We start from the raw sequence: 12,269 nt of genomic DNA on the forward strand, positions 1-12,269 counted from the left end.
TAAAAAAGACGTGGTTTTTCACGGCACTGAGGGTTCCTGGCTACCCCCACCTCCTTCCCTCTACTCCGTTGGCAATTTAGGGGTAATCCTTTATTGGTATGGGTATACTCCAGGGTATGCACCAGAATAGCGCCATTCCTGCAAGCAGGCCACGTCAGGAGCACGCCACCTCTATGTTAAAAAGATGTTTATCTCCGCTGACGCTCGTGAATCAGCTAGCCCTTATCGTTTTGCTGTCCACCGCCATCGGCGTGACCGGCATGGCGATCTCCGGCTGGCTGGTACAGGGAGTACAGGGTAATGCGCATGCCATCAACGAGGCAGGCTCGCTACGCATGCAGAGTTATCGCCTGCTGGCGTCGGTTCCCCTGACGCAGGACGATCGGCCCCTGATTGATGAAATGGAGCGCACGGTCTTCAGCCCCGAACTGGAAAACGCCGCTATCCGCGCCGGTCAGCAATATCAGCTTAAAGCCCTTCAGGGCTACTGGCACACCCAGCTGGAGCCCGGGCTGAAACAGGCGCGCAGCACGGAAACCGTTGCGCAGGACGTGGCGGGGTTCGTCTCACGCATCGATGCGCTGGTCTCCTCTTTCGACCAAACCACCGAACTCCGCATCGATCGGGTGGTGATGGTGCACCGCGCGATGGCGCTGTTTATGGGGCTGCTGCTGATCTTCACCATCGTCTGGCTTCGTGCGCGGCTGCTGAACCCGTGGAAACAGCTGCTGGCAATGGCCCGCGCGGTGACCGCACGTGATTTTACCCAGCGCACGCACATCAGCGGGCGCAACGAGATGGCCATGCTCGGCCAGGCGCTCAACACTATGTCTGCAGAGCTCTCCGAGAGCTACGCGGTGCTGGAACAGCGCGTTCAGGAAAAAACGGCCGGACTGGAGCAGAAAAACGAGATCCTCTCCTTCCTGTGGCAGGCCAACCGGCGTCTGCACATGCAGGTGCCGCTATGCGAACGCCTCTCTCCGGTGCTGAACGGCCTGCAAAATCTGACCCTGCTTCACGACCTTGAGCTGCGCGTCTACGACGTGGAAGACGAAGATAACCATCAGGAATTTACCTGCCAGTCGGATATGTCCTGCGATGACAAAGGCTGCCATCTTTGCCCTCGCGGCCTGCCGCCGCTGACGTCCGGCGGCACTACCCTGAAGTGGCGCCTGACCGACAGCCACACCCAGTACGGTATTCTGCTGGCAACGCTGCCAGCCGGGCGTCACCTGAGCCACGACCAGCAGCAGCTGGTCGATACGCTGGTCGAACAGCTAACGGCCACGCTGGCGCTCGACAGACATCAGGAAAAGCAGCAGCAGCTGATCGTCATGGAAGAGCGCGCGACCATCGCCCGCGAGCTTCACGACTCGATCGCCCAGTCGCTCTCCTGTATGAAAATGCAGGTGAGCTGCCTGCAGATGCAGGATGCGGAGATGCCCGAAAGCAACAAGCAGCTGCTCAGCCAGATCCGCAACGAGCTGAACACCTCCTGGATACAGCTTCGCGAGCTGCTGACCACCTTCCGTCTGCAGCTGACCGAGCCGGGCCTGCGTCCGGCGCTGGAGGCCAGCTGTCACGAATTTAGCGCCCGGCTGGGGTTCCCGGTGAAGCTGGACTACCAGCTGCCGCCGCGGTTTGTCCCCTCCCACCAGGCCATACATGTACTGCAGATCGCCCGTGAAGCGCTGAGCAACGTGCTTAAGCATTCCGGCGCGACGGCGGTAACGGTCACCGTCAGCCAGCACAGCAATCAGGTGAAGCTCACGGTTCACGACAACGGCCGCGGCGTGCCGGAAAATGCCGAACGCACTAACCACTATGGTTTAATTATTATGCGAGACCGCGCCCAAAGCCTGCGCGGTGATTGCCAGGTTCGCCGGAGAGAGACGGGTGGCACGGAAGTCGTGGTCACCTTTATTCCCGAGAAACCGCTTACAACTGCTCAAGGAGAAACCCATGACTAATCAGGAACCGGCATCCATCCTGTTGATCGACGACCATCCGATGCTGCGTACTGGCGTGAAACAGCTGGTCAGCATGGCGCCCGATATCACCGTGGTTGGCGAAGCCAGCAACGGGGAACAGGGCATTGAGCTTGCCGAATCCCTCGATCCCGATCTGATCCTGCTCGATCTGAATATGCCCGGCATGAACGGTCTGGAAACCCTCGACAAGCTGCGGGAAAAATCACTTTCCGGGCGCATCGTCGTCTTTAGCGTATCGAACCATGAAGAGGATGTGGTCACGGCGCTGAAGCGCGGGGCGGATGGTTATCTGCTCAAGGATATGGAGCCGGAAGACTTGCTTAAGGCGCTGCAGCAGGCCGCGGCGGGCGAGATGGTTCTCAGCGAAGCCTTAACGCCGGTTCTCGCCGCCAGCCTCCGCGCCAATCGCGCCACCTCTGACCGCGACGTCAGCCAGTTAACCCCGCGCGAGCGCGATATTCTCAAACTTATTGCCCAGGGGCTGCCGAACAAGATGATCGCCCGCCGCCTGGACATCACCGAAAGCACGGTCAAAGTGCACGTGAAGCATATGCTGAAGAAAATGAAGCTCAAATCCCGCGTTGAAGCCGCGGTGTGGGTGCATCAGGAACGCATTTTTTAAGGATTACTCCTCCGGCAGAAGCTTCCAGCGCGGGTCGTTGTCCGGCAATGCGACCAGCGGCTGCACGACGGTCAGCACGATCTCATTGGACGAGACGCGCTGGCCTTTCTCATCTTCCACCACCGCCGACAGGTGCCAGCGGTTTGTCGCCCCTTCACTGTCATCCCAGGCAGGCATAATTACACTCCAGCCGTCGCTGCTGTTGCTTTTGGACGGCGACGTCAGGCTCAGCGCCTGCGTATCCCCCTGCCAGTGGATCTCACGAATGCCGTGCGCGCTGCGAACCTGAAGCTTCAGCATAACGGTCTCGCCCCCTTTGAGATCCCACGGCGGCGTTGCCAGCCACACGGACAGCGTTTTACGCTGGCGGAACTCCATCACCGGCAGGCTATTGCGCTCCGGCGAGTCGTAGCGGCTTCCGCGCAGGGAGCGCGTGGCGGCGACTTCACCGGCGGAAAGCTGCTTTACCAGCGGCACGCCAAAGCGATAGTTGAGCTTCAGCCCGAGGTTATTCTGGCTCTCGCCGCTTTCGCCCTGCTTGTGCGCGGCGGTCAGGGTGACCAGCGGCACGGGGGTATAGTTAAGCCCCAGATTCACCGCTACGGGATTGTGATAGCCGGTTCCGCTGTTGAAGAGGTCGACGTTATCGCCGAAGTATTGCTCGAAGCTGACGCTGGTATTGAGATGATGGAACCACGGCAGCCAGGCTTTAGCGGTGACGTCATAGCCGCGCGCCATGCGCTGCTCCTGGACGTCGGAGCGATCGCGCCAGCCGGCAAAGGGCTGATAATAGTTGGCTGACAGGCGCAGATTTTCCCCCCACGCTTCCGCGCCCAGCCCGGCACGCTGCAGGTTTTCATCCAGCAGGTTATCGTAAAATGTGTTGTAACCCAGCAGCCATTTCCCGGCGATCCAGCGCTGACCGATTCCTGCGTTACTGACCAGGCCATCCGTCTGCTGGGTCAGGCCAAGCTGGCTCCAGCTCAGATAACGGTTGTTATCGTTCCAGGGGATAAACCAGCTCCCGCTGCTGCCGTTAAATTTGCCATCGTTATCCACCAGTAGGTTCACGCTGGCGTACCCCCAGGGCGAAAGCCAGGACTCAATCTGCTGGTTCACTTCGCCGCTCACCGCGTCGCGCACCTGGCCAAACGCAAACTGACGCGCCTGCTCGCCCGTTGTCAGGCCGTTGTCGGTCATGCTGGCTTCACCGAAGGCTTTCGCCATTTCGGCCAGGTGTTTTTCCCCCTCGCCCGTTGGTGCCGCCATGCCGAGGTCGGGCAAACTATCCCCGTTATTATCAAAGGGATTTTGCGCCTGCTGGATAAAGGAATTCGGCGCACCGTGAACGGCTCCGACCGTAACAAGGGAGAGTAATAACAGCAAACGAATGCGGGACGATACAGCCATCAACGTCGTAAATAAGAACCTGTGTTAATGAATAAACTCTTATTATGTTAACGCGATAAGCCTTGAAATGCAGTCCTGGCGGACATTTCAGGATTATCCTGAAACAGCCCTTTCAGCTCCGGCACGCAGGAGCCACAGTTCGTACCGCAGCGCAGCGTCGCCCCCAGCGCGGTGACGGAATCACACCCGCCGACGATCGCCTCCCGTATCGCATTCTCCCCGACGCTGAAACAGCTGCAGATGATGCGTCCCGGATCCGCCGCCTCCCCGACGCTCTGCCCGTTCAACAAGGCGTGGCGTTCTGCGAGAAGCACGGGTGGGGATTGAAAAGCGGCTTCAATCACCGCATGCGCCAGCGCCGGTAACGCGGTACCCTCCCAGAAGCCCAGCATCAGCTGGCCTTCATGCCAGGCCAGCACGCTGCTGCGTTCGCCGGTTTGCGCAACCTGCAGCTGCCAGCCCCGGTCGCTGGCGTATTCCATTACCCACGGCAGTAGCGGTTGATCGCCCGCCACCGTCAGGCGTGAGGCTTTACGCCACCAGTAAGCCGAAGAGGGCATTTCCGGCCATTCCCGGGCATAGAGTTCCCCCTGCCAGGCGGGCTGCCAGGGCAGGATCCTGACGGCGGTTTGTTTACTCTCCGGCTGGCCCGAAACCGGATCGCAGCGCCCTTCCACCAGCGCATTCACCTTTCCCTGGCGGGCAAACCCGGCGTTCCAGTGCATCGGGGCAAACGCCTCGCCTTCCCGTATCCCGTCGCTGATTCGCACTCTTGCCACCATCACGCCGCGCGGCGAGCTGATGCGCGCCAGCTGGCCGTCGCACAGGGAAAAACGAACGGCGTCTGCCGGGCCAACCTCAACAAACGGTTCGGCGATATGCTGCATCAGCCTCGCCACGTATCCCGTTCGGGTCATGGTATGCCACTGATCGCGGATGCGCCCCGAGTTGAGAATCAGCAGGTATAACGCGCTGACCGTCGCGCCGTGCGACAGAGGGTTAACGGGAACGATGTTTCGGCGCGGAAAACTCCCTGTCGGCCACTGATAAGGCTCAAGCTGATCCCACTCCTCACGGGTTAGCGCAGCCAGTTCATGAAGATTCAATGCCCGCGCGCCGTCATTTTCAAAGGCCGTCAGCGCCGCATGTTCGCAAAAAATCTCGTGCGGATGTTGCCAGGCAAAGGCCTCGCCGTAGCCCAGCCGTTTCGCCATCTGCGCGACGATCCACCAGTCCGGCTTCGCTTCGCCCGGCGCGGGCAGAAACGCGCGCTGGCGCGAAATGCGGCGTTCCGAGTTTGTCACCGTCCCGTCCTTCTCCCCCCAGCCCAGCGCCGGAAAACGGATATGGGCGAACCGGCTGGTATCGGTATCCTTCATCACCTCAGAAACCATCACCAGCGGGCAGCTCGCCAGCGCCTGACACACCGCGTGGCTGTCGGGCAGCGACACGGCAGGGTTAGTGCCCATGATCCACACCGCCTTCACCTCGCCGCGGGCAATGGCGTCAAACAGCTCCACCGCCATCAGGCCCGGCGTCTGCGCCAGCCGTTCCGTTCCCCAGAAACGCGCCACCCGCGAGAGATCGTCCGGCTCAAAGTTCATGTGCGCCGCCAGCTGGTTCGCCAGCCCGCCCACTTCCCTTCCCCCCATCGCGTTTGGCTGTCCGGTCAGCGAAAAAGGGCCGCAGCCCGGACGGTTGAACTTCCCGCTGGCAAGATGAACGTTAATGATGGCGTTACACTTGTCGCTGCCGCAGGTGGACTGGTTTATCCCCATGGTGTAGAGCGTGATGGCCCGGGGCGCCGTCATAAACCAGTCATAAAAGGTGCCTATATCCTGCGGCGAGAGGCCGCAAAACGCCGCCACGCGCTCAACGGGCCACTCATCCGTTCCCTGAATCACATTAAGCAGACCGACAAACAGCCCGGCGTCGCTGCCGGGGGCGAGCGCCAGATGCAGATCGGCAATATCACAGGTGGCGGTTCTGCGGGGATCGATTACCACCACCTTCATCTGCGGGTTGTCGTGCTTCGCCTGCACCAGCCGCTGGTAGAGCACCGGATGCGTCCAGGCCGCGTTCGAACCAGCCAGCACCACCAGATCGCTGTTTTCCATATCCTCGTAGCCGCACGGCACCACGTCTTCGCCAAAGGCGCGCTTGTAGCCCACCACCGCCGAGGACATACAGAGCCGGGAGTTGGTATCGATGTTTGCCGCGCCGATAAACCCTTTCATCAGCTTGTTGGCGGCATAGTAATCCTCGGTCAACAGCTGGCCGGAGGCGTAAAACGCCACCGCCTGCGGCCCCCATTTATCGATAATCTCCCGCAGGCGCTCTCCTGCCGCGCTCAGCGCCTGCGCCCAGTCCACCTCAAGGCCGTCAACGACCGGGCGCAAAAGCCGCCCCTGTAAGCCCGTGGTCTCCCCCAGAGCCGATCCTTTCACGCACAGGCGACCCAGGTTCGCAGGATGGGTTTCATCTCCCCGAACGCTGACCGCTTCACCTTGCACGCGGACGATCACGCCGCAGCCCACCCCGCAGTAGGGGCACGTTGTCCGGGTTTCCGTCATGAGGCCTCCGCACGCATTACCAGGGCGTCGCTGCCAACCCACACCTTGCCGTTTTCAATTTTCACCGGCCAGGCGCGCACCGCGGGTTCGCCGTTCTCTACCTGACAGCCGTCGCGCAGGCGAATGCGCTGCTTGTAGAGCGGTGAAATTACCACAGGCTCGCCCGCCGCATCGCCAAGAATGCCTCGTGAAAGCACGTTCGCATCGCCGCCCGGCTCCCGATCGTCGAGGGCGTAAACGGTTTTGCCAAAGCGGAACAGCGCAATCGGCTTACGTCCAAGCCGCGCGCCGATGCCCGCCTGCTCGGGGATATCGTCGATGCCGCAAATTTCCTGCCAGCGCTTGCTTTCATCCGGCGCGGTCTGGTTCACCGTCGTGCGGAACAGCGCCAGGCGGCTGGGATCGCTGAGCGTGGTTTGCCATTCGCACTGGTAGGTTTCCACCACCCGGGCCATCTCCTGCTCCAGCTCGTGGGCGATGCCGAGGCTGTCGTTGAGGATCACCTCCCGCAGATAGTCGAGGCCGCCTTCCAGGTTGTCCATCCAGGTGCTGGTGCGCTGCAGGCGATCCGCCGTGCGGATGTAAAACATCAGGAAACGGTCGACGGTGCGGATCAGCGTTTCGTCGTCCAGATCGCTGGCGAAGAGATCCGCGTGGCGCGGCTTCATCCCGCCGTTGCCGCACAGATAGAGGTTCCAGCCCTTATCGGTGGCAATCACCCCCACGTCTTTGCTCTGCGCCTCCGCGCACTCGCGGGTGCAGCCTGAGACCGCCATTTTGATTTTGTGCGGCGCGCGCAGGCCCTTGTAGCGGTGCTCCAGCCGGACCGCGAGGCCGGTGGAGTCCTGCACGCCGTAGCGGCACCAGGTCGAGCCGACGCAGGATTTCACCGTGCGCAGGGATTTCCCGTAGGCGTGTCCGGTTTCAAACCCGGCCTCCACCAGCGCCTGCCAGATTGCCGGCAGCTGTTCCAGGGTGGCGCCGAAAAGATCGATACGCTGCCCGCCGGTAATTTTGCTGTACAGGCTGTAGCGTTTCGCAATCTGCCCGATGGCAATCAGCCCGTCGGCAGTCACTTCCCCTGCGGGCATGCGCGGCACGATGGAGTATGTGCCGTCCTTCTGGATGTTGGCGAAGTAGCGGTCGTTGGTATCCTGCAGCGGCAGGTGCGCCGGTTTCAGCAGATACTCGTTCCAGCAGGAGGCGAGCACCGATCCCACCAGCGGCTTGCAGATCTCGCATCCGTGCCCCTGTCCGTAGCGGCTGATAAGCTGGTCAAAGGTGCGGATATGGTTGACGCGCACGAGGTGGTAAATCTCCTGGCGCGAGTACGGGAAGTGCTCGCAGATGTCCTTTTTCACCTCCACGCCCTGCTCCGCCAGCTGGAACTCCATCACCTGCTTCACCAGTGCACTACATCCGCCGCAGCCGGTCGCCGCTTTGGTGCACTGCTTAACGGCGCCGATATCCGCCGCGCCCGCGCTCACCGCCCGGCAAATATCGCCTTTACTGACGTTATGACACGAACAGATCTGCGCGCTTTCCGGCAGCGCCGCCACGCCGAGCGCTTTTGGCGCGCTGCCTGACGACGCGGGTAAAATGAGCGTTTCCGGCTCTTTCGGCAGGCTGATGCCGTTAAGCATCATCTGCACCAGCGTGGCGTATTCGCTGGCATCGCCCACCAGCACGCCGCCGAGCAGCGTTTTGCCGTCGTGGCTGACCACGATTTTCTTGTAGATTTGCTGCGGGCCGTGCGTCCACTGGTAGCTCAGCGCCCCCGGGGTGCGCCCGTGGGCGTCGCCGAACGAGGCCACGTCCACGCCGAGCAGCTTGAGCTTAGTGCTCATATCCGCGCCGGTGAAGGTTTTATCCTCTCCCGCCAGCGCGGCGGCGGCCACGCGCGCCATCTGATAGCCGGGCGCGACCAGACCGAAGATTTTCCCCTCCCACAGGGCGCATTCGCCGATGGCCAGCACGTCCGGATCGGAGGTCTGGCAGCCGTCGTCAATGCAGATCCCGCCGCGTTCGCCGATAGCCAGCCCGCTGCTGCGCGCCAGCGCGTCCTGCGGACGGATGCCCGCCGAAAAGACCACCATGTCCGTTTCCAGCTGTTCGCCATCGGCAAAGCGCAGCACCAGCCCGCCGTCCGCGGTGGCGATCTCCGTCGTGGCTTTACTGGTGTGAACGCCGACGCCCAGCGCCTCGATTTTCTTGCGCAGCATCGCCGCGCCGTCGTTGTCGAGCTGGACCGCCATCAGGTTGGGCGCAAACTCCACCACGTGGGTTTCCAGCCCGAGCTGCTTCAGGGCATTCGCCGCCTCCAGTCCGAGCAGGCCGCCGCCAATCACCACGCCGCGGCGCGAGCCAGCCGCATGTGCAGCAATGTTGTCCAGGTCGTCAAGGGTGCGGTAGACAAAACAGCCCGGCAAATCGTTGCCCGGCACGGGCGGAACGAACGGGTATGAGCCGGTCGCCAGCACCAGCTTGTCCCAGTGGGTCTCATGCCCGCTGGCGGTACGCACCACGCGCGCGTCGCGGTCGATGCCGACGATCTGCTGCGACAGGCGCAGCTCAATGCCGCTGTCGGCAAAGAAATCCCCCTCCACCAGCGAGAGCGACGCCGCGCTGCGGCCGCCAAAATATTCCGACAAATGCACGCGGTCGTAGGCGGCATAGCGCTCCTCGCCAAAGACGACGATCTGATACTGCTGATGCAGATTGCGCTTAACGCAGTCTTCGAGGAAATGATGGCCGACCATACCGTGCCCAACCACCACCAGAGTAGGTTTTGTCATAGCATTCTGTCCTGCAACCTGCGGTTGCGTAGTGAAACGATCGAACAGCCAGTCCGCGTGGGCGGGCGCAGCCGTTGCCAGTAAATCGGTAAACGTTGCCGCGCTGCGGCAGTCGCCCATCAGCAGCGCGCCAGCCAGCGCCCCCTGATGGATCAATAAACGACGATAGTGACGGGTCAGCGGATCCCATGCGCTCCAGACCACGTCGCCCTCCTGCTCCGCCGCACGGCCGAGGCTGAACAGCTCCACGCCGGTGACCTTGAGGCGCATCCCGCTGTCGGTCAGGGTAAACGGCGCGGTGGCGTCCCCGGCCAGCCGCGCGGCCAGGATTTCCGCCTGCCCCAGGCAGGGGGCGACCAGGCCAAACGTCTTCCCGTCAATTTCGCAGCACTCGCCGATGGCGTAGACGTTCGGTTCGGAGGTTTGCATCTGGTGATCCACCACGATGCCGCGCGCGCAGCGAATGCCGCTGGCCTGCGCCAGCGCGACGCTGGGCTGCACGCCGGTCGCCAGCACCACGCGAGCGGCGACGACGCGGCGCCCGTTGAGCAGCGTCACGCTATTCCCGCTCACCGCTGCGATGCCCGAGGCGAGCTCACAGCGCACGCCCCGCGCCGCCAGCGTCTCTTCCAGCAGCATTCCCGCCTGCCGATCCAGCTGCTGCTCCATCAGCCACGGACCGCGATGAACCAACGTGACGTTGTCACCTGAGCGCGCCAGCGCTGCCGCCGTCTCAACCCCGAGCACGCCGCCGCCCAGCACCACCGCCGGACCGGCGATCGTCCGAATGGCACGGGTATCCTCCAGGGTGCGGAACGTGAACACATGCGGCGCATCGCAGCCGGGGATTGGCGGAATAAAGGGCGTTGATCCGGTGGCAAACACCAGCGCGTCCCAGCCCAGCGTGCGGGCGGTGGTTTGCACTTCCCGCGCGTCCACGTTCACGGCGATCGCCTTTTCACCCCGCAGCACCGTCACGCCGCGCGACTGGTACCAGTCGTCATCCTGCAGACAGATGTCTGCAGCCTGCTTTTCACCGCCCAGGACCGGCGAAAGCTGGATGCGGTTATAGGCATGCTCCGGCTCGTCACCGATGACGGTGATAGCGAAACGACCGGCAGCACGCCCGGTGAGCGCGGCAATCAGCCGCGTGGCCGCCATGCCATTTCCGATAATGACCAGTCGCATCAAAGCCCCCTCGTTACGCCGCTTTCGGCTGCTTTTCATAGAGGAAATGGAGGATCTGCTGGCGCATGTGGTGATAGCGGCTGTCGTCGGCCAGCTGCACCCGGTTGCGCGGGCGCGGCAGGTCCACGCGCAGGATCTCCCCGACGGTGGCCGCCGGGCCGTTGGTCATCATCAGCACGCGATCGGAGAGCAGCACCGCCTCGTCCACGTCGTGGGTAATGAGCACGATGGTGGTGTTCAGCGCCTGCTGGATCTGCATCACCGAGTCCTGCAGATGCGCGCGCGTCAGCGCATCGAGGGCGCCGAAGGGTTCATCCATCAGCAGGACTTTCGGCTTCATCGCCAGCGCGCGGGCAATACCGACGCGCTGCTTCATGCCGCCGGAGATCTCCCCCGGTCGCTTGTGCAGGGCGTGCCCCATCTGCACGCGGTCGAGGTTGTGCTCGATCCACTCCCTGCGCTCCGCCTTGCTCATGCTGTGGCGAAACACGTGATCGACCGCCAGGGCCACGTTGTCGAAGCAGGTGAGCCACGGCAGCAGCGAATGGTTCTGGAAGACCACCGCACGTTCCGGACCCGGCCCGGCGATTTCGCGGTTGTCGCAAATCAGCCCGCCTTCCGTCGGCAGGGTAATACCGGCGATGAGGTTCAGCAGCGTCGATTTGCCGCAGCCGGAGTGCCCAATCAGGCTCACGGTTTCGCCCTCGTGGATATCAAACGAGACGTTTTGCAGCGCCAGAAACTCGCCGCTGGCGGTGGAAAAACGCTGGCTCACGGCCTGGACCTGAATTAATGGTTTCATGTTCGCTCCTTATTTTTCCTGCCAGCTAAAGCGACGGGCGATCAGCATCAGCCCCTGCTCCAGCAGCAGCCCGACCACGCCAATGATGACGATGGCGATGAGAATGTTTTCAACGTTGAGGTTGTTCCACTCGTTCCAGATCCAGAAGCCGATCCCTAAACCTCCGGTGAGCATCTCGGCGGCGACGATCACCAGCCAGGCGATGCCGATGGAGAGACGCACCCCGGTCAGCACCGCGGGCAGTACCGCCGGGAAGAGAATGCGGCGCATGATGGTCCACTCGGAAAGCTGCAGCACCCGGGCCACGTTGAGGTAGTCCTGCGGAATGCGGCGTACGCCTTCGGCGGTGTTGATCACCATCGGCCAGATGGAGCAGATGAAAATGGTCCAGCTCGACGCGGGCTCCGCTTTCTGGAATAGCAGCAGGCCGATGGGCAGCCAGGCCAGCGGGCTAACCGGGCGTAACAGCGCGATCAGCGGGCCGAACATGCGAGAGAAAAAGGTGAAGCGACCAATCAGGAAGCCGAGCGGGATCCCGGCGAGCGCGGCCAGGCCAAAGCCCACCGCCACGCGCTGTAATGAGGCGAGCACGTTCCAGCCGATGCCCATATCGTTAGGCCCGTCACGATAAAACGGATCGGCAAACAGGGTGATGGCGGAATCGAGCGTGCTGAGCGGCGTCGGGAAACCTTTGCTGTTAATCGCCGCCAGCTGCCAGAGCACCACCAGCAGTCCCAGACCGAGAAACGCCGGGATGATGCGCTGAAGGATCGCGTTAATCCGACGCGCAAACGTCGGCGTACGGCGGCGAACCTGCACCGGAGGCAGGACAATCACCTCCCCACTCTCCGGCGTCTCGTGTGAATTCGTCTTTTGCAGATGCTGCAT

At 62.4% G+C, this 12,269-nt stretch carries 7 protein-coding genes; 2 read left to right on the plus strand and 5 right to left on the minus strand.

All coding sequences use genetic code 11. The features are described from left to right. Positions 1-173: 173 nt before the first annotated feature. Together narX and narL are read left to right on the plus strand one after the other, a co-directional pair. Positions 174-1,970, plus strand: a complete 1,797-nt coding sequence (gene narX / locus ACERY3_RS09120) for a nitrate/nitrite two-component system sensor histidine kinase NarX (RefSeq protein WP_033145766.1) — start codon at positions 174-176, stop codon at positions 1,968-1,970. Further along, complete coding sequence (gene narL, locus ACERY3_RS09125) at positions 1,963-2,613, plus strand: two-component system response regulator NarL (protein WP_008499531.1); 651 nt, start codon at positions 1,963-1,965, stop codon at positions 2,611-2,613. Before narX ends, narL begins: the two co-directional genes overlap by 8 nt. A gap of 3 nt (positions 2,614-2,616) precedes the next feature. Here narL and ACERY3_RS09130 read toward each other — a convergent pair whose 3' ends face one another. The 5 genes from ACERY3_RS09130 to ntrB are packed head-to-tail and all read right to left on the minus strand — an operon-like array spanning position 2,617 to position 12,269. Beyond that, positions 2,617-4,023, minus strand: coding sequence for a YchO/YchP family invasin (locus ACERY3_RS09130; RefSeq protein ID WP_373225493.1), 1,407 nt, complete (start codon positions 4,021-4,023; stop codon positions 2,617-2,619). Positions 4,024-4,070: 47 nt separating this feature from the next. Then, positions 4,071-6,596 (minus strand): molybdopterin-dependent oxidoreductase, encoded by a 2,526-nt coding sequence (locus ACERY3_RS09135; protein WP_373225494.1) that lies wholly within the window; start codon positions 6,594-6,596, stop codon positions 4,071-4,073. Further along, on the minus strand, positions 6,593-10,579 hold the full coding sequence (gene nirB, locus ACERY3_RS09140; protein ID WP_373225495.1) for a nitrite reductase large subunit NirB: 3,987 nt from the start codon (positions 10,577-10,579) through the stop codon (positions 6,593-6,595). Before nirB ends, ACERY3_RS09135 begins: the two co-directional genes overlap by 4 nt. A gap of 13 nt (positions 10,580-10,592) precedes the next feature. Continuing rightward, positions 10,593-11,381, minus strand: a complete 789-nt coding sequence (locus ACERY3_RS09145; protein ID WP_033145769.1) for an ABC transporter ATP-binding protein — start codon at positions 11,379-11,381, stop codon at positions 10,593-10,595. 9 nt (positions 11,382-11,390) lie between these two features. Further along, on the minus strand, positions 11,391-12,269 hold the full coding sequence (gene ntrB / locus ACERY3_RS09150) for a nitrate ABC transporter permease (protein WP_033145770.1): 879 nt from the start codon (positions 12,267-12,269) through the stop codon (positions 11,391-11,393).

Source organism: Enterobacter cloacae complex sp. ESBL7 (assembly GCF_041679625.1).
GTDB lineage: Bacteria > Pseudomonadota > Gammaproteobacteria > Enterobacterales > Enterobacteriaceae > Enterobacter > Enterobacter asburiae_B.